Origin of the sequence: Streptomyces roseoviridis (assembly GCF_039535235.1) — a bacterium.
GTDB lineage: Bacteria > Actinomycetota > Actinomycetes > Streptomycetales > Streptomycetaceae > Streptomyces > Streptomyces roseoviridis.
Genome location: NZ_BAAAWU010000001.1, coordinates 7,060,330 through 7,086,597 on the forward strand (window position 1 = coordinate 7,060,330; position 26,268 = coordinate 7,086,597).

General features: G+C 75.3%; 23 protein-coding genes. 7 read left to right on the forward strand and 16 right to left on the reverse strand.

Translation table 11 applies throughout. The features are described 5' to 3' along the window. Positions 1–27: 27 nt before the first annotated feature. Positions 28–1,065, reverse strand: a complete 1,038-nt coding sequence (locus ABD954_RS31880; protein WP_345491295.1) for an NAD-dependent epimerase/dehydratase family protein — start codon at positions 1,063–1,065, stop codon at positions 28–30. A gap of 144 nt (positions 1,066–1,209) precedes the next feature. Between ABD954_RS31880 and ABD954_RS31885 the strand changes: the two genes are divergently transcribed. Continuing rightward, entirely contained in the window at positions 1,210–1,467 is a 258-nt protein-coding gene (locus ABD954_RS31885; RefSeq protein ID WP_345491297.1) for a DUF5133 domain-containing protein, read from the forward strand. A 155-nt stretch (positions 1,468–1,622) separates the two neighbouring features. Then, on the forward strand, positions 1,623–1,982 hold the full coding sequence (locus tag ABD954_RS31890) for a DUF3040 domain-containing protein (protein WP_345492599.1): 360 nt from the start codon (positions 1,623–1,625) through the stop codon (positions 1,980–1,982). On the opposite strand, the gene ABD954_RS31895 is transcribed toward ABD954_RS31890, so the two are convergent. Together ABD954_RS31895 and ABD954_RS31900 are read right to left on the reverse strand one after the other, a co-directional pair. Next, positions 1,975–2,661, reverse strand: a complete 687-nt coding sequence (locus ABD954_RS31895; protein WP_345491299.1) for a DUF6058 family natural product biosynthesis protein — start codon at positions 2,659–2,661, stop codon at positions 1,975–1,977. The genes ABD954_RS31890 and ABD954_RS31895 overlap by 8 nt on opposite strands. Before the next feature lie 106 nt (positions 2,662–2,767). Beyond that, positions 2,768–4,126, reverse strand: a complete 1,359-nt coding sequence (locus ABD954_RS31900) for a D-alanyl-D-alanine carboxypeptidase family protein (RefSeq protein ID WP_345491301.1) — start codon at positions 4,124–4,126, stop codon at positions 2,768–2,770. 396 nt (positions 4,127–4,522) lie between these two features. Here ABD954_RS31900 and ABD954_RS31905 point away from each other — a divergent pair, with 396 nt between their 5' ends. Further along, positions 4,523–5,767, forward strand: coding sequence for a cytochrome P450 family protein (locus ABD954_RS31905; protein ID WP_345492601.1), 1,245 nt, complete (start codon positions 4,523–4,525; stop codon positions 5,765–5,767). A gap of 93 nt (positions 5,768–5,860) precedes the next feature. Here ABD954_RS31905 and ABD954_RS31910 read toward each other — a convergent pair whose 3' ends face one another. The 5 genes from ABD954_RS31910 to ABD954_RS31930 form a co-directional block, all read right to left on the reverse strand. Continuing rightward, a complete protein-coding gene (locus tag ABD954_RS31910) occupies positions 5,861–6,106 on the reverse strand; it encodes a hypothetical protein (protein WP_345491303.1) in 246 nt (81 codons plus the stop codon). Between the two features lie 93 nt (positions 6,107–6,199). Further along, positions 6,200–6,700, reverse strand: a complete 501-nt coding sequence (locus ABD954_RS31915; protein ID WP_345491305.1) for an NUDIX hydrolase — start codon at positions 6,698–6,700, stop codon at positions 6,200–6,202. A gap of 216 nt (positions 6,701–6,916) precedes the next feature. Then, positions 6,917–8,350: an FAD-dependent oxidoreductase gene (locus tag ABD954_RS31920; protein ID WP_345491307.1), complete on the reverse strand. Its 1,434-nt coding sequence runs from the start codon at positions 8,348–8,350 to the stop codon at positions 6,917–6,919. After that, on the reverse strand, positions 8,347–9,768 hold the full coding sequence (locus ABD954_RS31925) for an FAD-dependent oxidoreductase (RefSeq protein WP_345491309.1): 1,422 nt from the start codon (positions 9,766–9,768) through the stop codon (positions 8,347–8,349). The genes ABD954_RS31920 and ABD954_RS31925 overlap by 4 nt, the downstream gene beginning before the upstream one ends. Further along, positions 9,765–11,315, reverse strand: coding sequence for an FGGY family carbohydrate kinase (locus tag ABD954_RS31930; RefSeq protein WP_345491311.1), 1,551 nt, complete (start codon positions 11,313–11,315; stop codon positions 9,765–9,767). Before ABD954_RS31930 ends, ABD954_RS31925 begins: the two co-directional genes overlap by 4 nt. Before the next feature lie 339 nt (positions 11,316–11,654). Here ABD954_RS31930 and ABD954_RS31935 point away from each other — a divergent pair, with 339 nt between their 5' ends. After that, the gene (locus ABD954_RS31935) at positions 11,655–12,650 is read left to right on the forward strand and encodes a hypothetical protein (protein ID WP_345491313.1); all 996 of its coding nucleotides are present in this window, start codon (positions 11,655–11,657) and stop codon (positions 12,648–12,650) included. Between the two features lie 169 nt (positions 12,651–12,819). Further along, complete coding sequence (locus tag ABD954_RS31940; RefSeq protein WP_345491315.1) at positions 12,820–14,352, forward strand: amino acid permease; 1,533 nt, start codon at positions 12,820–12,822, stop codon at positions 14,350–14,352. 141 nt (positions 14,353–14,493) lie between these two features. Here ABD954_RS31940 and ABD954_RS31945 read toward each other — a convergent pair whose 3' ends face one another. Beyond that, the gene (locus tag ABD954_RS31945; protein WP_345491317.1) at positions 14,494–15,294 is read right to left on the reverse strand and encodes a GntR family transcriptional regulator; all 801 of its coding nucleotides are present in this window, start codon (positions 15,292–15,294) and stop codon (positions 14,494–14,496) included. 216 nt (positions 15,295–15,510) lie between these two features. On the opposite strand from ABD954_RS31945, the gene ABD954_RS31950 reads away from it, so the two are divergent. After that, entirely contained in the window at positions 15,511–16,848 is a 1,338-nt protein-coding gene (locus ABD954_RS31950; protein ID WP_345491319.1) for a DUF2252 domain-containing protein, read from the forward strand. Positions 16,849–17,344: 496 nt separating this feature from the next. Here ABD954_RS31950 and ABD954_RS31955 read toward each other — a convergent pair whose 3' ends face one another. Continuing rightward, positions 17,345–18,739: an FAD-dependent oxidoreductase gene (locus ABD954_RS31955; RefSeq protein ID WP_345491321.1), complete on the reverse strand. Its 1,395-nt coding sequence runs from the start codon at positions 18,737–18,739 to the stop codon at positions 17,345–17,347. 48 nt (positions 18,740–18,787) lie between these two features. Continuing rightward, a complete protein-coding gene (locus tag ABD954_RS31960) occupies positions 18,788–19,165 on the reverse strand; it encodes an ArsR/SmtB family transcription factor (protein ID WP_345491323.1) in 378 nt (125 codons plus the stop codon). 126 nt (positions 19,166–19,291) lie between these two features. On the opposite strand from ABD954_RS31960, the gene ABD954_RS31965 reads away from it, so the two are divergent. Continuing rightward, on the forward strand, positions 19,292–21,181 hold the full coding sequence (locus tag ABD954_RS31965) for a heavy metal translocating P-type ATPase (RefSeq protein WP_345491325.1): 1,890 nt from the start codon (positions 19,292–19,294) through the stop codon (positions 21,179–21,181). Between the two features lie 103 nt (positions 21,182–21,284). Here ABD954_RS31965 and ABD954_RS31970 read toward each other — a convergent pair whose 3' ends face one another. The 5 genes from ABD954_RS31970 to dhaK all read right to left on the reverse strand — a co-directional run bounded on the left by ABD954_RS31970 (position 21,285) and on the right by dhaK (position 26,227). After that, positions 21,285–21,839, reverse strand: coding sequence for a PadR family transcriptional regulator (locus ABD954_RS31970; RefSeq protein ID WP_345491327.1), 555 nt, complete (start codon positions 21,837–21,839; stop codon positions 21,285–21,287). 49 nt (positions 21,840–21,888) lie between these two features. Beyond that, positions 21,889–23,913: an FAD-dependent oxidoreductase gene (locus tag ABD954_RS31975; RefSeq protein ID WP_345491329.1), complete on the reverse strand. Its 2,025-nt coding sequence runs from the start codon at positions 23,911–23,913 to the stop codon at positions 21,889–21,891. A gap of 163 nt (positions 23,914–24,076) precedes the next feature. After that, on the reverse strand, positions 24,077–24,481 hold the full coding sequence (locus tag ABD954_RS31980; protein ID WP_345491331.1) for a PTS-dependent dihydroxyacetone kinase phosphotransferase subunit DhaM: 405 nt from the start codon (positions 24,479–24,481) through the stop codon (positions 24,077–24,079). Then, positions 24,478–25,044: a dihydroxyacetone kinase subunit DhaL gene (dhaL, locus tag ABD954_RS31985; RefSeq protein ID WP_345492603.1), complete on the reverse strand. Its 567-nt coding sequence runs from the start codon at positions 25,042–25,044 to the stop codon at positions 24,478–24,480. Before dhaL ends, ABD954_RS31980 begins: the two co-directional genes overlap by 4 nt. A 190-nt stretch (positions 25,045–25,234) precedes the next feature. After that, positions 25,235–26,227 (reverse strand): dihydroxyacetone kinase subunit DhaK, encoded by a 993-nt coding sequence (gene dhaK / locus ABD954_RS31990; RefSeq protein WP_345491333.1) that lies wholly within the window; start codon positions 26,225–26,227, stop codon positions 25,235–25,237. Positions 26,228–26,268 lie beyond the last annotated feature (41 nt).

Here is a 26,268-nt window from a genome sequence, read left to right on the forward strand (position 1 = left end):
GGTGACGGCCACCGCTCGGGTCACGGTTCAGCCGAACCGGCGGCCCGTCAGCGGATCCGTGGCGTCCCCGCCACCCGCGCGGACGCCGCGCAGAAACGCCTCCAGGGCCTCCACCGAGGACCTGGACGGCGTCCATTCCAGCTCCCGCCGCGCCCGCTCCGTGGCCATCACCGGCAGCCGGAGCACCGCGTCGAAGAGATCCGGCGACGCCGGAGCCACCCGCATCCGCCAGGCCGCCGAGAGCACCCCGCGGACAGCGGCGGCGGGCACCTTCACCGGCCGCGCGTCGAGCAGCGCGGCCAGCGTGCCCACGTCCACCACCGGGTCCGCCGCCAGATTGAACGCTCCGCGCACCTCCCGCAGCAGCGCCGACCGGTAGGCCTCCACCGCGTCGTCCGTGTGCAGGGCCTGGAAACGCAGCCCCGCGAGTTCGGGGACGAGCGGAATCAACTCCGGACGGAACAGCTGACCGGGCAGCCAGCGACCCGCGAAGATCCGCCGCTGCTCGCTCGCCGACTCCTCCTTGAACATGAAGCCCGGCCGCATCCGCACCACCCTGGTCGTCGGGTGGTCGCGCTCGAACGTGTCCAGCAGCCGTTCCACGTACGCCTTCTCACGGGTGTACGCGGCACCCGGCCAGCCGTGGGTCGGCCAGGACTCCGACACCGGCGCGCCGTTCCCCGGCCCGGGGGAGTAGGCACCGACCGACGAGCCGTACACCAGGACCGGGACCCGCGCCGCCCCGACCGCCTCGAAGAGCCGCACCGAGCCGAGCACATTGCTCCGCCAGGTCGTCACCGGATCGTGTGTCGGCTGGAAGCGCCACGCCAGGTGGACCACCGCGTCGGCGTCCGCCACGTACTGGGCGAGCCGCGCCTCGTCGCCGTCCAGCGACAGGTCCACCTCCGCCCACTCGGTCTTCTCCAGGGTCAGACCGGGCCTGCGACGCGCCAGGCCGAGCACGGACGCGACCCTGGGCTCCCGCGCCAGGGCGCGGACCAGGCTCGTCCCGACGTTGCCCGTGGCACCGGTGACGACGACGCGCATCCGCTCACTGGGGTTCATGTCTCGACGATCCGCCATCACCGCCCCTGCCGCACGCGGGGAGAGCCGGGCCGGACACGGAGCGTAGCGCTGTGGGTCGCGCTTGTGAGCATGTGCACCCACCATGGTGGCACCGGGGGGCCAGGCCATGACCAGGAGGAACGCATGCTGCTCCCCGACCGCAACACGATCGCCCGCCTGCTGCGGAACTTCCGCGCCCAGGAACGACACGTCCTGGCCAGGCCGCACGATCTGGCGGCCCGCAGGAGGTTCGAGGACACCGCGTACACGCTGTGCGTCCTCATGGGGGAGCGGACGGCCCGCCAGGCCGTCCTGGCCGCCGAACGCTACACCGCCGAACCGGCCGGCGCCCGCGTCCAGGTGTGCGGTTCGTCGCGCACCGGCGGGGTACCCGCCGAATAGGGTCCCCGACGACCCTCCGCGGGCGGTGCCGGGAAGGCCGCCGCCCCGCGGTGGGAACCGGGACACGGAAGCCGGAACGGCGGCCGAGGCCGATGCCGAGGGCGGAGCCCCGAGGCGCGGGCCGTGGCGGGAAGGTGGGCCGGGAGGTGCCGGACATGGACGGCGGGGCGCGGCTCTCGCCGCGCGAGCGGCGGATCCTCGCGGAGATCGAACACGACCTGGGCGCGGACGGATCCCTCGCCCGCACTCTCGTCGCCGGCCGGCCACGGGCGGAGACCGGACGGCGTGCCGTCCCGGTCGCCGTGGCCGTCCTCGGCCCCGCGACGGCGGTCCTCCTCGTGGCCGCCGTCGCCACCGGTTCGCCCGCCCTGCTCTGGTCCTTCGCGGCCGCCTGGGTGCTGACCGCGGTCGGAGCGCTGCACCTGCTGCTGCGCTGGTCCGGCCGTCGGCTGGCGCGGGCCCGGCAGGGCGGGCACCACGCGTTCGACGAAGCCGGTCACGGGGACGTCACCTGAGGCCGTCCTGCCCGGCGGGTGCCGGTCCGGGGCGCGGAAAGCGGGCCCGTACGGCATCGACGCAGAGGTCCCGGGAGGTCGGCCCGCCGAAGCGCAGCCGGTCGTAGGGCGCGAAGTCCGGTACCAGGGCGTCCAGTTCGTCGACCAGGGCGTGCAGCGCCACCGACCACAGGGGCGAGTCCGGCCGAGGATCCCGGACGGCCGCGGTGATCGCCCCGGTCAGTTCGGCCTTGCGGCGGATCGTCTCCGGGGTGACCCGGGGGAGACAGACGTAGCGGCCGCTGAGACACGCCCCCCACTCCTCGGCGCCCTCGACCGGATCCGCCCAGTGCGCCGTGAACCACGCCCGCAGCCGTTCCGGTCCCTCCCCGCCCGCCGCCGACTCGACTCCCCCGGCGCCGTGGACGCCGTCGATCCCGTCGGCCGTGTCTCCCAGGTCGAAGAGGTCGTGCGGGACCAACTCCGTGCCGTTCGAGCGCAGGTATCCCGGCAGCGGCAGAAAGCCCTCCAGCATCCGCCGCCGCACGCGGGCGACGCCCCGGCCCCGCGCGGCGCACAGGTCCTCCAACGGCGTGAACCGCGCGCTGACATAGGTGTCGTCCGCGGCCGTCATCGGATGGTCGCCGTTGACCTCCCGGAAACGACGCGCGAGCTCTTCCGCGTACGGACCCCTGCTCATGACCACTCCCTCCGGACACCGCCCGGGGACCTCCCGGGCGGTGTCCGGGCAGGTGAGGCACCGGACCCTGCGGTGCCCGCCGAACCGTGCCGGACAGACGGCCGCCTCAGTTGCCGCGCGCGCCGAACCGACGCCAGAGCCACAGCGACAGGGCCGCGCCGAGGGCCGAGCCGACCAGGGCGAGCGGCAGCCCGGCGGCGGTGCCCGACGGCGCGGCGCCCTTCGGGGTGTCGCGCGCCACCGGTCCACCGGGGGCGGCACCGGTACCGGCACGGGCGGCGGCCCCCGTGCCGGCCACCGTGCCCGGACCGGCCGTGACCGAAGCCGTGGCACCCGCGCCCGCACGCGTGGTCGCCCTGGCGCCCGCCTTCGGACCCCCTTCCTCGCCCGCCTCGGGGCCGGCCTGCGCGGGGGCCTGGGCCCGTACGGGGGACGTGGCACGGGCGCCGGCCGGTGCCGTGTCCTGGGATCTCCGGTGGTCGCGGCGGGGTTCGAGCGAGCCGACCGGCTGGACCATGTGCCCGGCGTCGAAGCCCCAGTCGAGCAGCGCCCGGGCCTCCTCGTACACGGCGCGGCCGCCGCCCCGCTGCGGGTTCATCACCGACACCACCAGGGTGCGGGCGCCCCGCCGGGCCGCCGCGATCAGGGTGTTGCCGGCCCCGCTGGTGTAGCCGTTCTTCACGCCGATCAGCCCGGGGTAGGGCGCCACGCCGCCCGCGCCGGTCAGCAGCCGGTTGGTGTTGGCGATGCCGTACGACCACGAGCCGGCCGGAAAGTCCGCGTACGGGGTCGAGCAGTAGCGCGTGAAGTGCGGATCGCGCACCCCGGCCCGCCCGAAGACCGCCAGGTCGTACGCGGAGGACACCTGGCCGGGCGCGTCGTAGCCGTCGGGGGAGACCACCCGCGTGTCGCGGGCGCCCAGGGCGCGCGCCTTCTGCTGCATCTGCCGGGCCGTCGCCTCCCAGCCGCCGTTCATCGCCGCCAGCACCCGTACCGCGTCGTTCCCGGAACTGAGGAAGACTCCGTTCCACAGGTCCGACACCTTGTACGTGTAGCCCTCCTTCACCCCGACGAGGCTGCTGCCCGCCCCGATGCCGGTGAGCTCGTCGTCGGTGACGGTGTGGCGTACGCCCGGGTCGTGGCGGGGCAGCGCCGTGAGCGCGAACAGCGCCTTCAGGGTGCTGGCCGGCGGCAGCCGTCGGTGGGCGTTGCGGGCCGCGAGGACCTCTCCCGTGGCCACGTCGGCCACCACCCAGGACAGGGCCGTCACGGACGGCAGCTCCGGAGCGCCCCGCAGCGGCTGCACCTGGGTTCCGGCACGGTCGAGCCGGGCGGGATCGACGAAGTGCCGGGCGGGCGGGGTCGGCTCCGCGACGGCGGCGGCCGTGGCCGTGGGCGCCGGCAGGGCGAGCAGCAGAGCCGCGGCACCGGCGGCTGCGTGGCGGACGGCAGGCATGACGATCATTCAGCCACCGTAGGAACGCGGTCACCCGGGCGCAGATCGAAGTGCGCCGACCGGCGTAGCCTCCGCGCCGACCGGCGTAGCGCCCCGCGCCGACCGGCGTAGCCGCCGTGCGGGGTGACGGAGCGTCGCCCCCGCCCGTCCGTCGGCGCGGGAGCCCGCGGCCTCGCGGAGCAGCAGGACGGCGGCCGGACGCCAGCCGGGCGGGTGGCCCCGCGGGCGCGCCGACGGGAGGTTCGGACGTGTCCGAGGTCTCCGGCGGCGCGACCGGACGACCGTAGGATCTGACCGTTGGTGCACGTTCGCGTTCGTTCGGGACCCGATTCGGCCTGCTTCCGTAGTGAGGAGTGCCCTCCCTTGAACACACCGCACACCGCCCCTCCGAGCGTCCCCCCGTCGATCCCTCCAGTCGGCGGCCAGGCCCGGGCGCCGCACCGGCTGGATCCGGCCGGTGGCTGCCCGCACGAGGACAACGCCCGGCTGCTCGCCCGGGGCGCGGTGGCCCCCGTGCTGCTCCCCGGCGATGTGCCGGGCATGGTGGTGCTCGGCCACGACGCCCTGCGCGACTTCCTCGGTCATCCGGAAGTCGCCAAGAGCGCCCGGCACTTCACCGCCCTCGCCGAGGGCCGGATACCCGAGGGCTGGCCGCTGCGGACCTTCGCTACCGTGCCGGGCATGACCACCGCCGACGACGCCGACCACCGGCGGCTGCGCTCCCTCGTCGGCAGGACCTTCACCCCCCGCCGGATCGAGCGGCTCCGCCCCCGTGTCGCCGCCCTCGCCGCCACCCTCCTCGACGGCCTCGCCGACGCCGCCCGCGCGGGCGGCGGCGTCGCCGACCTGCGCCGCCACTACGCCCTGCCCCTGCCGCTCGGAGTCATCTGCGAACTCCTCGGCGTCGCCGACCGGCACCAGGACCGACTCCACGACCTCTCCAGCCGGGTCGTCGCCACCGACACCGGCCCGGAAGAAGCCGTCGCCGCCAACCGCGAGCTGCTCGAACTCCTCGGCACCCTCGCCGCCGACAAGGCCCGCGACCCCGGAGACGACCTCACCAGCGCCCTCATCGCCGCCTGCGACGAGGGCGGCGACCGGCTCAGCCGGGCGGAACTCCTCGGCACCCTGCTCCTGCTGATCGTCGCGGGCCACGAGACCACCCTGAACCTCGTCACCAACGCCGTACGCGCCCTGTGCACGCACCGGGACCAGCTCGCCCACGTCAGGGAAGGGCGTGCCGACTGGGCGGACGTGGTGGAGGAGACGTTGCGCTGGGACAGCCCGGTCAGCTACTTCCCGTTCCGCTACCCCGTCCGGGATCTCACCGTCGACGGCACGCTCATCCCCAAGGGCACCCCCGTGCTCGCGGGCTACTCGGCGGCGGGCCGCGACACCACGGTCCACGGCCCGGACGCCGACCGCTTCGACGTGACGCGCACCCCGGCCGCCCAGCACCTCTCGCTCGGCCACGGCCCCCACTACTGTCTGGGCGCCCCGCTCGCCCGGCTGGAGGCCACGCTCGCCCTGGAGGCCCTCTTCACCCGCTTCCCGGAGCTCGACCTCGCGGTCCCGGAAGCCGAACTGCCCCGGCACTCCGGGTTCGTCGGCAACAGCGTCCGCGCCCTTCCCGTCCGTCTGGGCGCCTGACCCCCGCCTTCCCGTCCGTCCGGGCGCCTGACCCTCCGCGGGCCGGGCAGCGGGGCGTCGCCGTGGGCCGGGCGCCGCGGGCCGGGCGCCGCCTCACCCGGCCCTTCCCCGCTCGGCGGCGGGGGAGGCCCGCAGCGACGCCACGAGGCGCAGCAGATGCGCCTCGTTCCCCGCGAGCCCCGCCGCCCGCAGCGCCGCGTCCGCCTCCGCCATCGGATGCGTCAGCATCGCCGCCGCGTACGGTTCGAGCCTCGGGTCGGCGAGAACGGCCTGGGTGGATTCCAGCAGGCGCAGATACGCCTGGGCCGCGGCGCGCTCGCGGCCGGTGGTCGTCGTCATGTCGGGCTCCCTCTCGACGATGTGAGCTTGGCTCACCCACCCTCTCGCACGGGTCTGACAACGGGGGTGATCCCGCCTCGGGGCGGGCCCGTTTCAAGCCCCGGCCGGCCCCGCGGCACCGCCCCCGCCGTCCATCCGCGCGGCGAGCCGCTCCAGGAACACGCGCTGACCCGCCACCAGGAGCGGCAGGGCCTCCGGCAGCGGGAACCAGCCGACCCGGTCGATCTCCGGGAACTCCCTCAGGACGCCGGAACCCCTCGGCCACTCCAGGGTGAACGTCCCCGGCACCACGAGCTCCGGGTCCAGGTCCGCCTCCACCGCCCAGACGGTGACGCGCTTTCCGTTCGTCTGCCGGGCCTCGCCCAACGCCCACCACTCGCCCTCCGGGGCCGGAAGCCCGAGTTCCTCCTCGAACTCCCGCCGCGCGGCGGCCTCGGGCTCCTCGTCGGGCTCGTACTCACCCTTGGGGATCGACCACGCCGCCTGAGAACGCGACGACCAGAAGGGGCCGCCCATGTGACCGATGAGCACCTCCGGGGGCCCGTCGGGCGTCCGGCGGAAGAGGAGGAGACCAGCACTGCGCTTCTCGGACATGCCGCCCAGTGTGGCCGATGCCGAGCCACCCCACACCGCCACCCCACACCGCCACACCTCCGCGCCACACCCGGACGGCGGCCCCGGGAGCGGCAGACCGGCCGACCGGCGGACAGCCAGCCATCAGACCGGCAGGCCCACAGACCGGGCAGGCCCACAGTCCGGCAGGCCCACAGTCCGGCAGGCCGACAGACCGGCCCGGCCGGCCCGACCGGTTCAGGAGCCCCGCCCGCCCCGGGACCCGCCCCGGGACTCCGTCCGACCCGCCTCCAGACGCACCGTCACCGCCCCGCCCGCCGGGTCCGCCGCCCCGGCCCAGGTGGCCGGGTGACGGAGGGAACGGTGTGGTGCGAGGAACGCGGGAATCCGCTGCCGGTGGAGCAGGCGGTCGTCCTGGGTCACCGTCAGGGTGGGGTGGACCAGGCGGGTGGCGGGCCGCAGCGACAGGACGGGCGCGGGACCGGACGCGCCGCTCGGGGACAGGCGGCCGGGGGTGACCCAGCGCAGGGAACCCGCGGGCAGCAGCGCGGGGCCGGGATCGGGCCAGGCGGCGCCCGCGAGGTGCGCGAGGACGGCGGAGGCGACGGCCCGGCCCTCCGCCGCGGCCACGACCGCCGGTTCGACGCCCCGCAGCAGGTTGCCGGCCGCGAAGACCCCCGGCACGCGGGTGCGCAGGGCCGGGTCGACCGACGGACCTCGGGTGGCCGCGTCGAGCGGGACGCCTCCCGAGCGGGCCAGCTCGTGGTCGGGCAGCCAGTCGCCGGTGAACACCACGGTGTCGCAGCGCAGCAGCCCCGCGCGGCCGTCGGCGGCACGCACCACGACCCCCGAGAGCCGTCCCCGGCCCACGAGTTCGCGCACCGTCGCCCCGCGCAGCACCGGGCACGGCAGGCGCGGCCCGTCCGCACGGTCGGAGACCACCGCCACCACCGCGACGCCGGCCCGGCGCAGCGTGCCGACCGCGTGGCGCGCGACCGGCTCGGAGCCGACCACCACCGCCCGCCGGCCGATCCGCTCCCCGCGCAGCCCGAACAGCTCGACCGACTGCTGGAGTTCGCCCGTGCTCAGCACACCGGCCGGGCGGGAGCCCGGCACCAGGCGGGCGCTGCGCGGCCGCTCGCGCGCCCCGGTGGCCAGCACGACCGCCCGCGCCGTGATCCGTTCCAGGCCCGTCGGCGCGGTGACCTCCAGCACCAGGGGGTGTCCCGCCGGTCCCGCCGGTCCCGCCGGACCCGTGGCGCCCCGCGCCGTGCCGCGCCGCTCGGTCGTCGGCGGCCGGTGCCCCCCGGCCGGTCCCGCCAGGGGACCCTCCGTCGTACGCTCCCGCACCGCGCCGTCGCCCGCGCCGGGCTGCCCCCGGCCCGGCCCCAGCGGCAGGGCACCCCCGAGCGCTCCGGCCCAGCCGGTCGCGCCGGCCCCGGTCCGTACGACCGCCCCGGCCCGCACGGCCTCGGCCACCGCCCGCCGGGCGTACTCGGGGCCGGTGTACGGCCCGAAGCCGGCCCGCCCGCAGTGCCGGGGCGCTCCGCCCGCCGCTTCCTCGCGTTCCAGGACCTCGACCCGGCCCGCGCCCGCCGCCGCGAGGCGAGCCGCGGCGGCGAGACCGGCAGGGCCGCCCCCGACCACCAGGACGTCGACCGTACGGTTCACCGCGTCCCCTCCTCGAACAGCGCCCGCACCGCCGCCCCGCACGAGAAGCCCTGGCAGCGCCCCGCCCTGGCCCGGGTCCTGCGCCGCAGCCCGTCCAGGGAGGCGGGCGGCACCGTGGAGGCGAGCGCGTCGCGGATCTCGCCGCGCGTGACGCGCTCGCAGTGGCAGACCACCCGTCCGTACGCCGGGTCGCGGGCGATCCGCTCGGCGTCCTGGTACGGGCGGGGGGACGCCTCCCCGAGGTTCGGCATCCGCACGGGGGCGAGCGGCCGCTCGGCGCCGAGCTCCAGGCCCGCGTCGGCGAGGAGTTCGACGGTGTGCCGGCCGAGGGCGAGCGAGGCGGTCAGCCCGGTGGAGCGGATCCCGCCGACCGTGACGTACCGCAGCTCGGGATGGGCGGCGATCCGGTAGTCCTCGGTGCCGGTGGCGGCCCGCAGGCCCGCGTAGACGGCGGTGACCTCCTCGTCGAGGAGCGCGGGCAGGATCCGCCGGCCCTGCGCGCGCAGCGCGGCGAGCCCCTCCGCCGTCGAACCCGTGGCCGTCCGGTCGTCCAGGTCCTCGGCGGTCGGTCCGAGCAGCACGTTCCCGAACACCGTCGGCGCGATCAGCACGCCCTTGCCGAGCGGGCCGGGCACCGGCAGCAGGATGTGCCGGACCAGCGCCCGCGCGAACGGGTCGAAGACGACCAGCTGGCCCCGCCGCGGGGTGACGGTGAAGTCGTGGCGCCCGACCAGCGCGTCGAAGGCGTCCGCGTACAGGCCGCAGGCGTTGACCAGGAAGCGGGTGCGCAGCACCCCGCGCCGGGTGATCAGCCGGTGCGGGACGCCGGGACCGCCGGGGCGGACCTTCTCCACCCGGCAGTCCAGGTGCAGGTCCACACCGGAGCGGACGGCCTGGGTGGCGTACGCGAGCGGAGTGGACCAGGGGTCGACGACCGACTCGCCCGGCACGTCCAGCGCGCCGAGCGCGCCGGGCCCCAGGTGCGGTTCGCGGGCCCGCAGCTCGGCCGCGGACACCGGGCGGGTCCCGTGGTGCCCGTTGCGCGCGGCCTTGTCGGCGAGGCGGGGGAGCGCGGCGAGCTGTTCCTCGTCCCAGGCGACGAGCAGGGCGCCGACGGGCTCGACGGCGATCCCGGCCTCGTCGGCGTACGCGGCGAGCATCCGCCCGCCCTCCCGCACGAGGCGGGCCTCCAGGGAGCCGGGCACCGCGTCGAAACCGGTGTGCAGGATCGCCGTGTTGGCCTTGGAGCTGCCCTCCCCGACGTCACCGCTCGCCTCCACGAGCGCCACGCGCAGCCGGTACCGGGCCAGTTCCCGCGCGATGGCGCACCCCACGACGCCCGCGCCGACGACGGTCACGTCGTACGCGTCCCCGGGCGCCGACGTGTCCGGCAGCACCCCGCACCGGGTGACGCTCACGCCCCGCGCCCCAGGTCGGACCCGGGCGATGCGGGGGAAGCGTGCGGGCCGTCCGGGTCCGAGCCCCCCGAGCCCTCCGTGCTGTCCGGGGTGCCCGTGCCCCCGTTCCCCTCGTCCCGGCCGGCCAGCAGCGTCGCCACGGCCGCGCGGAAGCGGTCTCGGCGCTCGGCGGCCTCGGCCGCGCCGATGCGGGGCTCGTAGACGGCCGACGGCTTCCACGGCGGCACGGCCTCGTGGACGGCGAGGCCCGGTTCGTGGCCGAGCCGCGCGACCGCGGCCACGCCGAGGGCGGTGGCGTCGGGGAGGGCGGAGACCTCCACGGGGCGCTGGAGCAGATCGGCCTGGGTCTGCATGAGCAGCGCCGACCGGGTCAGGCCGCCGTCCACCCGCAGTGTGGTCAGCGGCCCGCCCAGGTCGGCCGCGGCGGCACCGGCGAGCTCCGCGACCTGGGCGGCGATGCCCTCGCAGAGCGCCCGGACCAGCTGTCCGGGACCGGTGTCGAGACCGAGCCCGGTGAGCGCGCCGCGCACGTCGCCGCGCCACCAGGGGGCGGCGAGTCCGGCGAGGGACGGTACGAAGGTGACGCCGCCCGCGTCGGGGACGGCACCCCCGACGGAGTCGAGCTCTTCGGCGCCCGCGATCACCCCGAGGTCGGTGAGCCAGCGCACGGCGGACGCCGCGGTGTACACCTGCCCGTCCAGGCAGTAGCTCGTGCGGCCGGCGAGCCGCCAGGCGACGCAGGCCACCAGGCCGGAGTCGCCGCGGCGCGGGGCGGAACCGGTCTGGGCGAGCAGGAACGCCCCGGTGCCGTACGTGCACTTCGCGGCGCCCGGGGCGGTGACGTCCTGGGCGAGGAGCGCGGCCTGCTGGTCGACGAGGAGGCCGGTCAGGGGGAGCGGCGGGCCGAAGGCGGTGGTGGTGCCGACGGGCGTGTCGCAGTCCACCACGCGGGGCAGCCGCTCGCCCGCGAGGCCGTAGACGTCGAGGGCCGTGTCGGACCAGGCGACGGTGTCCAGATCGAGCAGCCCGGTACGGCCCGCGGTGGCCGCGTCGGTGACGTACGCGCCCGTCAGCCGGTGCACGAGCCAGGCGTCGCTCGTCGTGACGACCCCCGCGCCGGTGAGGTTGCGACGGATCCAGGCCATCTTGGGCGCGGCGAAGTAGGGATCGAGGGGCAAGCCGGTGATTCGTGTCAACTCGGCGGCGTGTGGCGCGAGTTCCTCGCACAGCGCGGCGGACCGGCGGTCCTGCCAGACGAGGGCGTCGGTGAGCGGGTCACCCGTCGAGGGGTCCCAGGCGAGGACCGTCTCGCCCTGGTTGGCGAGGCCCACCAGGGCGGCCGGCTCCCCGGCCTCGGCGAGGGCCGCCCGGCCGGCCGTGACCACGGAGTCGTACAGCTCACGGGGGTCGACCTCGACCAGCCCGCCGGGCAGCGCGCGCGGGCGCACCGGCGCGAAGCCGCTGCCGATCACCCCGCGCCGGGGGCACACCACGAGGGCCTTGGTGCCCGAGGTGCCCTGGTCGACGGCGAGTACCGGGCCCGTCATGTGTGCGTCTCCCTGCCGGTCGTGGGGTGGTCCGAGGTCCTTGATCGCTTGCGATCGTGGAACCGGTCAGCCTGATGCAGCCGCGGCGCTCCGTCAAGACGGTGAAGGGGAAGCCGTCAGATGAGGGCGACTTGCTGACATTCATTCAAATTCGGTCGCTGGCTGAATAGTTACGGTCACGGAGAAAAGTGGATCGGTCACGTCCGGCAACCTCTATAGTGATCGCCGATCAACGGCCGGGACGGCCAAGGGGACTGACCACCCCCTCCCTCCATCTCACCGAGGAACGATGTCTCCCACCCTCCACCCCGCGTCGCCCACCTCCCGCACCGCGACCTGATGGCCGGGCACGGTTTCCGGCCCGTCTACCATCCGGCGGGACACGACCACGCCCTGCGCGGCGCCGTCCAGGAGCTGCGCACCGGCCGCTGGGTGGTCATGGCCCGATTGCTCGAGGAGACCTCCGGCTGGACCGCCTGGACCCGCCGCACCCAGGTGCTCGCGGCCGTCGCCGCCGGCACCGACGTCGTCGAGACCTGGCGCGCCGAGCAGCCGGACTCCTCCGCCGCCGCCGTGATGCACGCGCGGGTCGCCGTCGAACGGGCCGTACGCGCCCACCGCACCGCCCACCCGCGCACCCGGGAACTCTGGCAGGAGGCGTGGACCGCCTGCCTCCAGGCCGCCGACCACGCACCCGCCGACCCCGTGCCGTGGGTGTGCCGGCTGGCCCTCTCCGTGCTCGACGCCCAGCAGCGCATGGAGGAGCACCGCCTGGCCCCGCCCGCGCCCATGCTGCCGCCCGGCCCGTGGGGGCTGCTCGCCGAGGCCGACAAGCGGGACCCGCAGAACCGCGAGGCGCACCACCGGATGCTGCAGTTCCTCTACGCCCGGCGCCCCGGACCGCTCTCCGAGGCCGTCAACTACGCCCAGTGGGCGGCCACGTCCGCGTCCGTCGGATCCGCCCTGCACGTCCTGCCGCTCTACGTCCGCGTCGAGCGCTACCGGCGGGAGCGGGGCCACGAGCGGGCCCTGGACCTCCACTGGGTGGCCGAGGACGCGGTGCGCGACGCCGTCCGCGCCATGGACGGCTGGTTCCTCTTCTGCGCCACCGACGAGGCCAGCCTGCTCGACCTCAACCATCTGGCCCACGCCCTGCACGGCGCCCTCAGGTTCGCCGACGCGGCCCGGGTCTTCGAGGCGCTCGGCCCGTACTGGACCCCGCAGCCCTGGTCCTACCGCACCGCCCATCCCGACGAGCGGGGACCCGCCGAGGAGGTCTTCCTGCGGGCGCGCGCCCGCAGCCTGGGCGGCGCGGACACCCGTACCGGTCCCTGACCGCCCCCCCCGCCACGCCGGGCTCGCCTCCCCGCACCCCGTCCCGCCCCGAACCAACCCCCCCAGGATCCCTCGGGCCCGGACCCCCTGCGCCCTGATCCGTACGTCCCCGATCCCGTACGTCCCCGATCCCGTACGTCCCGTCCCCCTTCCCCCGGAGGAACGACCGATGTCCCGCACCGCTCCCACCGACGCGATACGCAAGCCGCCACCGGCACCCCGGGACGAGGAGGCCCGGCTCAGAGAGCTGGGCTACCAGCCCGTCCTCGCCCGCCGGATGGGCGGCTTCGGCAACTTCGCCATCAGCTTCTCCGTCATCTCCATCCTCTCCGGGTGCATGACGCTCTACGGCTTCGGCCTGGGCACCGGCGGACCCGCCGTCATGCTCTGGGGTTGGGCCGGCGTCGGTCTCTTCGTCCTGTGCGTCGGCCTGGCGCTCGCCGAGGTCACCAGCGCCTACCCGACCTCCGGGGCGCTCTACTACATGGCCGACCGGCTCGGCGGCCGCCGCTGGGGGTGGTACACCGGCTGGCTGAACCTCCTCGGACTGCTCGGCGCCATCGCCGGCATCGACTACGGCGCCGCCCTGTTCACCGGAGCCTTCCTCAACCTGCAGTGGGGCATCGTCCCCACGCCGGGGTCCACCTTCCTGATCTTCCTGGCGATCCTGCTGCTGCACGCCGTGCTCAACCTGAACGGCGTCCGCCTGGTGAGCGTGCTCAACTCCGTCAGCGTCTGGTGGCACCTGGGCGGCGTGGCCGTCATCGTCGGCGCCCTGACCCTCATCCCCGACCACCACCAGTCGGCGAGCTTCGTCTTCACGGAGTTCGTCAACGACACCGGCTGGAGCAACCCCCTCTACGTGGCGGCGATCGGCCTGCTGCTCGCGCAGTACACCTTCTCCGGGTACGACGCCTCCGCCCACCTGTCGGAGGAGACCGCCAACGCCTCCGTCGCCGCCGCCAAGGGCATCGTCCGTTCCATCTGGGTCTCCTGGATCGCGGGCTTCGCGCTGCTCGCCGGGCTCACCTTCGCCATCCAGGACTACGCGGGCACCCAGGCCAGCGCCACCGGCGTGCCGCCCGCCCAGATCCTCCTGGACGCGCTGGGCGCCGGTGGCGCCAAGGCCCTGCTGCTCGTGGTGATCGTGGCCCAGCTCTTCTGCGGCAACGCCGAGGTGGCCGCCGCCAGCCGGATGGTCTTCGCCTTCAGCCGCGACAACGCCCTGCCCGGTTCCGCCCTGTGGCGCCGGGTCAGCAGCCGCACCCACACCCCGGTCCCGGCCGTCTGGCTGTCCGTGGCCGTCGCCGCCCTGCTCGCCGTGCCGTCGCTGTACTCGGCCACCGCCTACGGGGCCGTCACCGCCATCAACGTCATCGGCATCACCCCCGCCTACGCCATCCCGATCCTGCTGCGACTGCGCGCGGGCCGGAACTTCGTCCCCGGCCCCTGGAACCTGGGCCGCTGGAGCCGGCCGATCGGCTGGATCGCCGTCGGCTGGGTGGCCGTCGTCACCGTGCTGTTCTGCCTGCCGCAGCGCGCGCCGGTCACGGTCGACACCATGAACTACGCGGTGATCGCGCTGGCCGTGGTGCTGCTCCTCGCCAGTGTCTGGTGGTACGTCGCCCGCCGCTCGTACGGCACGCCCCAGTCGTACGGGAACGCCCGCGAGGAGGCGGAGCTTTCGGAGGGGATCGTCTAGTACGGGGCGGGGACCCTGCCGCAGGGCACCCACCGGGGCACCGGGGCGCGGGGGGCACCAGGGCACCGGAACGCCGGAACGCCGGAACGCCGGGGCACCGGGACGCCCTGCGGGCGAGGGCCCCGGCGGCGGGGCCCGCTCTCAGTCGCCGAACTCGTAGGTCCAGGCGGCCGCGCGGGCCGCGAAGTCGATGTCCGTGACCTCCAGGGCGTGCCCGTGCTGGTCGCTCACCACACGGTGCACGCTCAGCCGGGCACCGGCACCGGCCGGTTCGGCGGCCGCTGCCGCTCCGTCCCCCGGGAAGCCGGGAGCGGGCTCGGCGGGACGGGCCGGAACGCCGATGGTCTCCCGGTGGGTGGTGCGCAGGCCCGCCTGGTGCATCCAGTGGTAGAGCAGGCGCAGGTCGGGCTGCCGGTACCGCTCGGTGCTCGGCCGGTAGCGGGCGAGCTGCGGTATCTCGGTCAGCGCGGGCCGGGAGAACCAGGTGACCGAGCGCTGCAGGCCGGCGCCGGCCGGGGTGAGCACCACATGGCGGTGCACGAGGGTCGGCTCGCCGGGGGCCAGGGAGAGCCGGCCGGCCAGGGCGGCCGGCGGCGCCTCCCAGGAGAGCTGGGCGCGGACCAGGGAGTCGGCGGCCCTCGGCCCGCCGGGGAAGGTCCGCCGCACCGGCACCGGCGCCGGGACGGACGGCTCCGGTTCTGCGGCGGCGGCGAAGGTGCCGCGCCGGTCGGTGACGACCAGGCGTTGCTCGCGCAGGAGTTGGAGCGCGCTGCGGACGGTCTGCCGGTTCACGTGGTAGCGCAGCGCCAGATGCCGTTCGGAGGGCAGCCGGCTGCCGGGGGAGATGCGGCGCTGGGTGAGGTCGTCCCGCAGTGCGCAGGCGACCCGCAGATAGAGCGGGAGCGTCGCCTTCGGACCGTACTCGGGAACGGACTCGGCCATGTCTCGGACCCTCTCTGTCGTGCATGCTCAGTCGCGCATGGTTCAACCGTTGCTGGGCGTGACCGCCCGAGCCGTGTGCGTGACCAATTCCTATCATTGGTCTAAACCATTACGGAAGTCCCGTCGGTGAGAGTGGCCGAAACACGCAGCGCCCCTTGTAATGGATCGCACCGGAACGGTGCTGGCAGTGACGGTGGAAGAGGCGGGTGAGGCCGGATGACGACGCCGTCGGAACGGGCCGACAAGGGCAAGGCCGCCCGCAAGCGCGCCCCCCGCTCCTCGCACGGCCGCTGGATACCCTCCTCGCAGCGCCCCGACCCGATCGGCGTCCTGGAGCGGCAGGCCGCCGACCGGGTGCCCGAACTCGTGCCCGTCCGCTACGGCCGGATGGCCCTCTCGCCCTTCGCCTTCCTGCGCGGTGCCGCCGCCGTCATGGCCGCCGACCTCGGCGCCCAGCGCCACACGGGCCTCACCGTCCAGCTCTGCGGCGACGCCCATCTGCTCAACTTCGGCGTCTACGCGTCACCCGAACGGACGCTGCTCTTCGACGTCAACGACTTCGACGAGACCCTCCCCGGGCCCTTCGAGTGGGACGTCAAGCGGCTCGCCGCCTCCGTCGCCGTCGCCGCCCTGCAGAACGGCGCCGCGAGGGCCAAGGCGCACCGCGTCGCCCTGGTCGCCACCGAGTCGTACCGCGTGGCCATGCGCCGGCTGGCCGGGCTCGGGGAACTGGACGTCTGGTACGAGCGGATCGCCGCCGACGACGTGGCCGGCCTGCTGCGCGGCGCGCACCGGGCCCGCTTCCAGGACCGGCTCGACCGGGCCCGCCGGCGCACCAGTCTCCAGGCCCTCGGCAAGCTCACCGTCAAGGACGCCTCGGGCCGGCGCATCGTCGACGACCCGCCGCTGCTCGTACGGCCCCCGGAGGTCGACCGGGTCACGCTCGGCAAGATCTTCAGCGACTACCGCAGCTCGCTCGCCGAGGAACGCAGGCTGCTGCTCGACCGCTTCCGCTTCGTCGACGCCGCCCGCAAGGTCGTCGGCGTCGGCAGCGTCGGCACCCGCTGCTTCGTCGTCCTCCTGGAGGGCCGTGACGACGGCGACCCGCTCTTCCTCCAGGTCAAGGAGGCCCGGCCCTCGGTGCTGGAGCCGTACCTCGCACCCAGCCCGTACACCCACCAGGGCCGCCGGGTGGTCTGCGGCCAGCGGCTCGTCCAGGCCGCCGGCGACATCTTCCTCGGCTGGATGACCGGACCCGAACAACGTCACTTCTACTGGCGCCAGTTGCGCGACATGAAGGGCTCGGCCGACGTCGAGACCATGTCCCCGGCGATGCTCCGCGCATACGCCCGCCTGTGCGGGCGGGCCCTCGCCCGGGCCCACGCCCGCTCCGGCGACCGCATCGCCATCGCCGGCTACCTCGGGTCCTCCGACGTCTTCGACCGGGCGATCGCCGACTTCGCCCTGCGCTACGCGGCCCAGAACGCGGACGACTACGCGGCGCTGACGGCGGCCATCGCGGCCGGGATGGTCCCGGCGGACCCCGGCGTCTGAACCCGCCCCCCCGTACGGGGACCCGCGCCCCGTCGCCGTAGGGGGGCGGAGCTGCGCTCGGCACCCGTACGGGGGGGCGGAGTGGCGCCCGCACCCGCACGGGGGCGGAGTTGCGCCGCACGGCGGAAGGTGTTGAGCCCGGCACCCGTACGGGGGGGCGGTGTTGCGCCCGGCACCCGTACGGGGGGGCGGAGTTGGGCCCGCACCCGCACGGCGGACGGAGCTGTGCCCGGCACCCGTACGGGGGGCGGTGTTGAGCCCGGCACCCGTACGGGGGGGCGGTGTTGCGCCCGGCACCCGCACGGCGGACGGAGCTGTGCCCGGGACGGAGCTGTGCCCGGCACCCGGTTCGGGGACGCGCCCGACCCCGAACCGGGGCACTCGGGCCCGGCGCCCGTCCGGGAGCCGCGCCGGAAGCGTCCACCTCCTGCCGCTTCCGCCGCCGCCTCGGCCCGGGGCCCGCGCCTGCGGGCCCCCGACCCCCACCGCTCCGGGGCTACGCCCCGTGACGCCGCAGCGGAGGCCCGGCCGGTGTCTCCCGGACCGGGCCGAAGAGGACCGCGCGGGCCACCCGCGGCGCGAACAGCGCCGTCAGCGGCGCCGTCAGGGTCAGCGCCGCACGGAACGGCGCCCCCACCACCGGATCGCCCGCGGCCCGCTCCTGCACCCGGCGCAGATACCAGCCCGTCACCTTGTCGAGGGCCCCGGCCCGGGCCGCGTCCCCCTCGGCGCCCGGCATCTTCTTGTCGGCGCCGGCCGAGATGTCCCAGGCCTGCTTCGAGGCGTCCAGCAGCGCCCGCTGCACCCGCCGGGTGGTCGGGGTGCGCTTCGGGTCCGCCAGGGCCTCGCGCAGCGCCACGGCGCTCATCGCCGCGACCGCCATGCCCTGCCCGTAGATCGGGTTGAAGGCGCACAGGGCGTCACCGGTGGCGAGGAAGCCGGCCGGGCGGCGGCCCGGACGGTCGTACCGCCGCCGGATGTTGGCGGTCTTGCGGAAGCCGTAGACCGGCGACATCGGCTCGGCCTTCGCGATCCAGTCGCCGATCACCGGGTGCGGCAGCTTGCGCGCGTACTTCTCGAACAGCGCCTCGTCGGTGGGCGGCTGGTCGTCCCGGAGCCCGGAGAGCGTGACCAGGTGGCGGCCGTCGCCGAGCGGCAGGACCACTCCGGCGTACACCTGCGAGGGGTTGGGCACCACGTAGTAGCCGAGGGCGTCGACGGCCGGGTCGTCGGCGGGGGAGCGGTAGACCCGCGTGGCGTAGGCCAGGCCGGTGTCGAGGGTCTCCTCGTGCGGGGGCTCCGCGCCGATCCCGGCCAGCCAGTCGGAGGCCCGGGTCGAGCGGCCGGAGGCGTCCACGACCAGGTCGGCCTCCAGGGCGCGGGGCTCCTTGGGCGCGCCGGCGCCGCGCTCGCGCAGCAGCACCCCGCGCACGCGGGAGGAGTCGCCGAGCAGCCCCACCGCCTCGTGCCCCCCGACGAGTTCGATCCGCGGATCGGCGAAGACCCGCTTGCGCACCAGCCATTCGAGCTGGTCGCGCGGGCCGGTGTAGAAGTGCGCCGTGGCCGGCGTGCGGGCGAACCACTTGCCGCTCTGCCACTGGACCATGTCCTGCGGCACGCCGACCTTGGGTGCGCCGAGCGCGTGCAGCTCGTCCGTGAAGCCGGGCAGCAGGTCGTCGAGCGCCCGCTGTCCGCCCTCGATCAGTACGTGGAGGTGCCGCCCCTGCGGGACGCCCGGGCGGGCGTCCGCCTCCTCGGGGTAGCGGTCGCGCTCGACGACCGTGACCCGTTCGGCGTGCTCGCTCAGCACCCGCGCGGCCAGCAGGCCCGCGAGACTCCCCCCGACGACCACCGCATGACGTGTCCTGCGGGGCCCCAACTCGTCGGCCATGCTCGCCCTTTCGCGTGGCGGACCCACACCCCCGTGGATCCTCGTGGTCTAGGACTGACCAGTATCCACGCCGGGGCGCGGCACGTCGCGGGCGCCGAGGCGCAGGTGCTCGATGTGGTACACGGCTTCGTCGAGGAGCTGGGCGACGTGGTTGTCGTAGAGGCTGTACTCGATCCGGCGGCCCTGGCGGACGCCGGTCACCAGGCCCAGGGCGCGCAGCAGGCGCAGCTGGTGGGAGACCGCGGACTGTTCCATCTCGACGGCGGCGGCGAGTTCGGTCACGCCGCAGGGGCCCTGGCGGAGGCGGGTGAGGATCATCAGCCGGGACGGGGTGGCGAGTGCCTGGAGGGTCTCGGCGATGGTGGCCGCGGACTCCGCGTCGAGGTGCGCCGCCGCGGTCGCCTGGCCTGTCACTCCGTGTCCCATGTGCTCATCGTAGCGGCGACTGCCGGTCAATGAATGAAGAGCTCTTCATGTATTCCGCTATGGTGATGGGAGGCGCGGCCCCCGCATGCCCGCGCCTCCGTCCCCTGTCCCGAAAGGCTGTGCCCCATGGCTTCCCCGGCACTCCGCACCCCCGCGGCGCCCTCGCGCCCGGCCCCGCCGCCCCCGGCGCGCCGGGCCCGCGTCAGCGACCTGCCCGAGGTCCGCTGGGCCGCCCTCGCCGCCCTCGCCTTCCTGTGCGCCTTCCCGCTCGACCTGGCCGGCGCCCCCGGCTGGGCCTGGGGGCCGCTCTATGCCGTCTGCTATGCCGCCGGCGGCTGGGAACCCGGACTCGCCGGGCTGAAGGCGCTGCGCGAGCGGACCCTCGACGTCGACCTCCTCATGGTCGTCGCCGCCCTGGGCGCCGCCGCCATCGGCCAGTTCCTCGACGGCGGCCTGCTCATCGTCATCTTCGCCGTCTCCGGCGCCCTCGAAGCCCTCGCCACCCGCCGCACCGCCGACTCCGTCCGCGGACTGATGGACCTCGCCCCGGCGAGCGCCGTCCGCCTCACCGCGACCGGCGAGCAGACCGTGGCGGCGGCCACCCTCGCGGTCGGCGACACCGTCCTCGTACGCCCCGGGGAACGGCTGCCCGCCGACGGCACCGTCCTGGCCGGCACGAGCGACGTCGACCAGGCCACCATCACCGGCGAAGCGCTGCCCGCCCCCAAGGCGCCCGGCGACGAGGTGTGGGCCGGCACCCTCAACGGCGCCGGAGCGCTCCGCGTACGCGTCGACAAGGAACCCGGCGCCACCGTCCTGGCCCGCATCGTCGCCCTCGTCGAGGAGGCGAGCGCCACCAAGGCACCCACCCAGCTCTTCATCGAGAAGATCGAACAGCGCTACTCGGTCGGCGTGGTGGCGGCCACCCTCGCCCTCTTCACCGTCCCCCTCGCCTTCGGCGCCGACTTCACCGAGACCCTCCTGCGGGCCATGACCTTCATGATCGTGGCCTCGCCCTGCGCGGTCGTGCTCGCCACCATGCCGCCGCTACTGTCCGCCATCGCCACCGCCGGACGCCACGGCGTGCTCGTCAAGTCCGCCGTCGTCATGGAACGCCTCGGGACCGTCGACCGCGTCGCCCTCGACAAGACCGGCACCCTCACCGAGGGCACGCCGCGCGTCACCGCCGTGCACGGCGACCCCGGCACCCTCGCCCTGGCCGCCGCGGCGGAGCTCCCGAGCGAACACCCGCTCGCCCACGCCGTCGTGGCCGAGGCCCGCGCCCGCGGCCTCGTCATCCCGGAGGTGACCGACTTCGCCTCGGTGCCGGGTACGGGCGTACGGGCGCGGGTCCTCGGCCGGGAGGTGACGGTCCGCCGGGCGGCCGGCGAGCACACCGACACCGCGGTCGAGGTCTTGGTGGACGGGGAACGGGCCGCCGTGCTCGAGTTCTCCGACCGGCTGCGCGACGGCGCCCCGGAAGCCGTCGCCGCCCTGACCCGCCTCACCGGCAGCGCTCCCGCCCTGCTGACCGGCGACAACACGGGCGCGGCCGCCCGGGTGGCGCACGAGACCGGCATCGCCGACGTACGCGGCGGCCTTCTCCCGCAGGACAAGGTGGACGCCGTACGGGAGTGGGAGGCCGCCGGCCGCCGGGTCCTGATGGTCGGCGACGGCGTCAACGACGCGCCCGCCCTCGCCGCCGCCCACACGGGCGTGGCCATGGGACGGGCGGGCTCCGACCTCGCCCTGGAGACGGCGGACGCCGTCGTCGTCCGCGACGAACTCGCCGCCCTGCCCGCCGTCGTGGCGCTCTCCCGCCGGGCCCGCCGCCTCGTCGTCCAGAACCTGGTGATCGCCGGCACGTGCATCGGCGCCCTGGTCGTCTGGGACCTGGCCGGCCACCTGCCCCTGCCCCTCGGCGTCGCCGGGCACGAGGGCTCCACCGTCCTCGTCGGCCTCAACGGGCTGCGCCTCCTGCGGGACGCGGCCTGGCGCCGGGCGGCGGCGGAGTAGGGCGGCGGATGAGTGGGGGCCGGGCGGCGGCGGAGGGCCGCGGATCAGCGCGGCGGGGGAGGGGGCGGATCGGGGCGGCGGGGGAGGCTGGGACAGCGGCGGATCAGGGTCCGGCCGGCTCCTCCTGGCCGCCCAGCTCCTCCAGCGCGTGCGTCAGCCACTGCACCCAGAACCGCTCCAGATCGATACCGCCGCGCAGGACGAGGTGCCGCAGCCGGTCCGGTTCCGTCGCGCGGCGCTCCGGCGGGAAGTCCCGCTCCTCGATCTCCAGGTACTCGTCCAACTGTCGCCGGTGCAACCCGAGGTGGCGCTCGAGTTCGGCCCGCAGGCCCCGGCCGCCCACCACGGCCGCGGCGCGCATCCGCAGCAGCAGGGCCGAACGCATCGGCTTGGGATCCTCGCTGGTTCCCACCCAGGCCGCCAGCTCGGCGCGGCCGGCCGGGAGCACCTCGTACTCCTTCTTCTGCCCGCGTGCGGGGACGGGAGCGGGCAGGGCACGGATGTGCCCCGCCTGCTCCAGCTTCCCGAGCTCGCGGTAGATCTGCTGGTGCGTCGACGACCAGAAGTAGCCGATCGACCGGTCGAACCGGCGGGTCAGTTCGAGACCGGAGGACGGCTTCTCGAGCAGCGCCGTGAGGATCGCGTGCGAGAGGGACATGGACGCATCCTAGGTTCGGCCGGCCGGGGCGCTCATGGGGTCCGCCGGCTCACAGGGCGGCGGCGAGCCGCGTGCCCTGGTCGATGGCCCGCTTGGCGTCCAGCTCGGCGGCCACGTCCGCCCCGCCGATCAGGTGCGCCGTGCGGCCCGCGGCGACCAGCTCCTCGTACAGGCCGCGGCGCGGCTCCTGGCCGGTGCACAGCACCACCGTGTCCACCGGGAGCAGCTGCGGCTCGCCGTCGACGGTCAGGTGCAGGCCCTCGTCGTCGATGCGCTCGTAGGAGGCTCCCGCCACCATGGTGACGCCGCGGTGCTTCAGCTCGGTGCGGTGGATCCAGCCGGTCGTCTTGCCGAGGCCCGCGCCCACCTTGGTGGTCTTGCGCTGGAGCAGGTGGACCTGGCGCGGCGGCCGGGGCCGCTCCGGGGTGCGCAGACCGCCCCGGGAGGCGTAGGAGGTGTCGACGCCCCACTGCCGGAAGTACGTCTCCGGATCCTGGCTCGCGCCCTCGCCTCCGTCCGTGAGGAACTCGGCCACGTCGAAGCCGATGCCGCCCGCGCCGAGGATGGCGACCCGCTCGCCGACGTGGACGCGGTCGCGCAGCACGTCCAGGTAGCCGACCACGCTCGGGTGGTCGACGCCCTCGATGGCGGGGGTGCGGGGGGTCACTCCGGTGGCGACGACGACCTCGTCGTAGCCCTCCAGATCGGCCGGCGTGACCAGGATGTTCAGGCGGACCTCGACCCCGCGCTCGGCCAGCTGGACACGGAAGTAGCGCAGCGTCTCGTCGAACTCCTCCTTGCCCGGCACCTGCTTGGCGACGTTGAGCTGGCCGCCGATCTCCGACCCGGCGTCGAAGAGGGTGACGGTGTGGCCGCGTTCGGCCGCCGCGACGGCGCAGGCGAGCCCGGCCGGGCCGGCGCCGACGACCGCGACGCGCTTGGCCAGACGGGTGGGGGAGAGGACCAGTTCGGTCTCGTGGCAGGCCCTGGGGTTCACGAGACAGGAGGTGATCTTCAGGCTGAAAGTGTGGTCGAGGCACGCCTGGTTGCAGCCGATGCAGGTGTTGATGGTCTCGGCGCGGCCGGCGGCGGCCTTCGCCACGAACGCGGGGTCGGCGAGGAAGGGGCGGGCCATGGAGACCATGTCGGCGCGGCCCTCGGCGAGGATCGCCTCGGCGACCTCGGGGGTGTTGATGCGGTTGCTGGTGACCAGCGGCACCGACACCGCGCCCATCAGCCGCTTCGTCACCCAGGTGTAGGCGCCGCGCGGCACGGAGGTGGCGATGGTGGGGATGCGGGCCTCGTGCCAGCCGATGCCGGTGTTGATGATCGTGGCGCCGGCCGCCTCGATCTCCTTGGCGAGGGCGACGACCTCCTCCAGGGTGGATCCGCCCGGGACCAGGTCGAGCATGGAGAGCCGGTAGATCAGGATGAAGTCCTCGCCGACCCGCTCGCGGATCCGGCGGACGATCTCCAGCGGGAAGCGCACCCGGTTCTCGTAGCTGCCGCCCCAGCGGTCGGTGCGCTGGTTCGTGGCCGAGGCGATGAACTCGTTGATCAGGTAGCCCTCGGACCCCATCACCTCGACGCCGTCGTAGCCGGCCTCCTTGGCGAGCTCGGCGCACCGGGCGTAGTCCTCGACCGTCTGCTCCACCTCGGCGTCGGTGAGCTCGTTCGGCGGGAACGGACTGATCGGCGCCTGGATCGGGCTCGGGGCGACCAGCGCCGGGTGGTAGGCGTAGCGGCCGAAGTGCAGGATCTGCATCGCGATCCGGCCGCCCTCGGCGTGCACGGCGTCGGTGATCACGCGGTGCTCGGCCACCTCCTCGGCGCAGGTCAGCTTCGCCCCGCCGTCCCAAGGGCGGCCCGCCTCGTTGGGCGAGATGCCGCCAGTCACGATCAGCCCGACGCCGCCGCGGGCGCGCTCCGCGTAGAAGGCGGCCATCCGCTCGAATCCGTGCTCGGCCTCCTCGAGACCGACGTGCATGGAACCCATGAGCACCCGGTTGGGCAGGGTGGTGAACCCGAGGTCCAGCGGGCTGAGCAGGTGCGGGTACGGGGTGTGCGGGGCCATCGGGGCGCCTCCTCGCGCGGGGGTCGTCACCGTTTGTTGTAGACGACGCGCCACGGTTTGTGCAACAAGTTGCACAACGTGGTGGGTGCGATGTGCCGGACACCACAACCAGGGGCCGCCCGGTGCCCCCGGGCGGCCCCTCGACGTGGCGGGAGCGCCGACCTCACTCCTTGCGGTACGCGTACGCCTCCGCGGCCGCCGCCGCCACCGCGTCGAGATCGCCGCCGGCCGACGCCGTCACCAGCGCCGCCACCGCCCCCTCCACGAACGGGGCGTCCACCAGACGTGCGCCCTCCGGCAGCTCGTCGCCCTCCGCGAGGAGGGCCTTCACCGTCAGCACCGCGCTGCCGAGATCCACCAGGAGCGCCACGCCGGCGCCCCCGTCGACCGCCCTCGCCGCCTCGGCGATCAGCTCGGCACTGGTGCCCAGGCCGCCGTCCGGGGTGCCGCCCGCCGCCCGCACCGGCGCGGTGTCCCCGCCGCCCGCCAGACCCCGGGCCAGCTCGGCCACCGCCGTGGCCACCGCCGCGCTGTGCGAGACCAGCACGATCCCCACCCGGGCCGTCATGCCGTCACCTCCGCGAGCGCCGCGACGAGCAGCGCCGACGACGTCGCACCGGGATCCTGGTGGCCGACGGACCGCTCGCCCAGATAGCTCGCCCGGCCCTTGCGCGCCCGCAGCGGTACGGTCCCGAGCGCACCGGCCTCCGCGGCCTCGCGGGCCGCCGCGAACGAGGTGGCCAGCCCCTCTGCCGCCGGCACCAGCGCGTCCAGCATCGTCTTGTCGCCCGGCTGCGCCCCGCCCAGCTGCGCCACCGCCGCCACCCCCGCCGTCAGGGCCTCGGCGAGGGCCGCGCGGGACACCCGCTCCGCGTCGCCCAGCGCCTTCCCGGTGCGCCGCAGCAGCGTTCCGTACAAGGGCCCGGACGCCCCGCCCACCGTGGAGATCAGCTGTCGTCCGGCGGCGGTGAGCACCGCGCCCGGCGTCGCCTGCGGGTCCTTCTCCAGGGCCGCCGTGACGGCCGCGAAGCCCCGCTTCAGATTGGCGCCGTGGTCGGCGTCCCCGATCGCCGAGTCCAGTTCCGTCAGCCGGTCCGCCTCCCGGTCCACGGCGGCGGCCGCCGCGGCCATCCAGTCCCGGAAGACCTCGGCCCCGTACTCCGTCGCGTCCGTCTCCGTCGTCACGTCGCCCACTCCGCTCTCGCCCACTCCGCTCTCGCCCACTCCGGCCTCGCCCACTCCGGCCTCCTCCGGCCCGGCCTCACCCGGCCCGGCCTCACCCGGTCGATTCCGGTCCGGTGCGCTGTCGCCCACGCGCCGCTCACCGGCCCCAGCGCAGGGCCGGCGTCCGCACCGGCGCGTCCCACAGGCGCAGCAGCTCCTCGTCCGCCTCGCACAGCGTCACCGAGCAGCCCGCCATGTCCAGCGAGGTCACGTAGTTGCCGACCAGGGTCCGGGCGACCGGCACCCCGCGCTCGCCGAGGACCCTCTGCACCTCGGCGGTGAACCCGTACAGTTCGAGCAGCGGTGTCGCCCCCATCCCGTTCACCAGGGCGAGCACCGGACCCCTCGGACGTAGATCGTCCAGGACCGCGTCGACGGCGAAGTCCGCGATCTCCCCGGAGGTCATCATCGGGCGCCGCTCCCGGCCCGGCTCGCCGTGGATGCCGATGCCCAACTCCAGTTCACCGTCCGGCAGTGCGAAGGTGGGCGAGCCCTTCGCGGGAGTGGTGCAGGCACTCAGCGCCACCCCGAAGCTCCGGGACCGCTCGTTCACCCGCCGGGCGACCGCCTCGACCCGCTCCAGCGGCGCGCCCTCCTCGGCCGCCGCCCCCGCGATCTTCTCCACGAACAGGGTGGCCCCGGTGCCGCGCCGCCCCGCCGTGTACAGGCTGTCGGTCACGGCCACGTCGTCGTCGACGAGCACCTTCGCCACCTGGATGCCCTCGTCCTCCGCCAGCTCGGCGGCCATCTCGAAGTTGAGCACGTCGCCCGTGTAGTTCTTCACCACGAACAGCACACCCGCACCGCTGTCCACCGCGGCCGCCGCCCGCACCATCTGGTCCGGGACCGGAGAGGTGAACACCTCGCCGGGGCAGGCCGCCGCGAGCATCCCCGGGCCGACGAAACCGGCGTGCAGCGGCTCGTGGCCCGAACCGCCGCCCGACACCAGGGCCACCTGACCGGCCACCGGCGCGTCCCGCCGCAGCACGACCCGGTTCTCCACGTCCACCGTCAGCTCGGGATGCACGGCGGCCATCCCGCGCAGCGCGTCGGCGACCACGGTCTCCGGAACATTGATCAACATGCGCATGAGCACCTCCAGGTGAGGTCGTGCGGCACGGCCGGCCCGGC

Excerpts from the sequence above, each read along its gene's own strand:
- ABD954_RS31880 (WP_345491295.1), bottom strand. The coding sequence starts at position 1,065 with ATGAACCCCAGTGAGCGGATGCGCGTCGTCGTCACCGGTGCCACGGGC.
- ABD954_RS31885 (WP_345491297.1), top strand. The coding sequence starts at position 1,210 with ATGCTGCTCCCCGACCGCAACACGATCGCCCGCCTGCTGCGGAACTTC.
- ABD954_RS31890 (WP_345492599.1), top strand. The coding sequence starts at position 1,623 with ATGGACGGCGGGGCGCGGCTCTCGCCGCGCGAGCGGCGGATCCTCGCG.
- ABD954_RS31895 (WP_345491299.1), bottom strand. The coding sequence starts at position 2,661 with ATGAGCAGGGGTCCGTACGCGGAAGAGCTCGCGCGTCGTTTCCGGGAG.
- ABD954_RS31900 (WP_345491301.1), bottom strand. The coding sequence starts at position 4,126 with ATGATCGTCATGCCTGCCGTCCGCCACGCAGCCGCCGGTGCCGCGGCT.
- ABD954_RS31910 (WP_345491303.1), bottom strand. The coding sequence starts at position 6,106 with ATGACGACGACCACCGGCCGCGAGCGCGCCGCGGCCCAGGCGTATCTG.
- ABD954_RS31915 (WP_345491305.1), bottom strand. The coding sequence starts at position 6,700 with ATGTCCGAGAAGCGCAGTGCTGGTCTCCTCCTCTTCCGCCGGACGCCC.
- ABD954_RS31930 (WP_345491311.1), bottom strand. The coding sequence starts at position 11,315 with ATGACGGGCCCGGTACTCGCCGTCGACCAGGGCACCTCGGGCACCAAG.
- ABD954_RS31935 (WP_345491313.1), top strand. The coding sequence starts at position 11,655 with ATGGCCGGGCACGGTTTCCGGCCCGTCTACCATCCGGCGGGACACGAC.
- ABD954_RS31940 (WP_345491315.1), top strand. The coding sequence starts at position 12,820 with ATGTCCCGCACCGCTCCCACCGACGCGATACGCAAGCCGCCACCGGCA.
- ABD954_RS31945 (WP_345491317.1), bottom strand. The coding sequence starts at position 15,294 with ATGGCCGAGTCCGTTCCCGAGTACGGTCCGAAGGCGACGCTCCCGCTC.
- ABD954_RS31950 (WP_345491319.1), top strand. The coding sequence starts at position 15,511 with ATGACGACGCCGTCGGAACGGGCCGACAAGGGCAAGGCCGCCCGCAAG.
- ABD954_RS31955 (WP_345491321.1), bottom strand. The coding sequence starts at position 18,739 with ATGGCCGACGAGTTGGGGCCCCGCAGGACACGTCATGCGGTGGTCGTC.
- ABD954_RS31960 (WP_345491323.1), bottom strand. The coding sequence starts at position 19,165 with ATGGGACACGGAGTGACAGGCCAGGCGACCGCGGCGGCGCACCTCGAC.
- ABD954_RS31965 (WP_345491325.1), top strand. The coding sequence starts at position 19,292 with ATGGCTTCCCCGGCACTCCGCACCCCCGCGGCGCCCTCGCGCCCGGCC.
- ABD954_RS31970 (WP_345491327.1), bottom strand. The coding sequence starts at position 21,839 with ATGTCCCTCTCGCACGCGATCCTCACGGCGCTGCTCGAGAAGCCGTCC.
- ABD954_RS31975 (WP_345491329.1), bottom strand. The coding sequence starts at position 23,913 with ATGGCCCCGCACACCCCGTACCCGCACCTGCTCAGCCCGCTGGACCTC.
- ABD954_RS31980 (WP_345491331.1), bottom strand. The coding sequence starts at position 24,481 with ATGACGGCCCGGGTGGGGATCGTGCTGGTCTCGCACAGCGCGGCGGTG.
- dhaL (WP_345492603.1), bottom strand. The coding sequence starts at position 25,044 with ATGGCCGCGGCGGCCGCCGCCGTGGACCGGGAGGCGGACCGGCTGACG.
- dhaK (WP_345491333.1), bottom strand. The coding sequence starts at position 26,227 with ATGCGCATGTTGATCAATGTTCCGGAGACCGTGGTCGCCGACGCGCTG.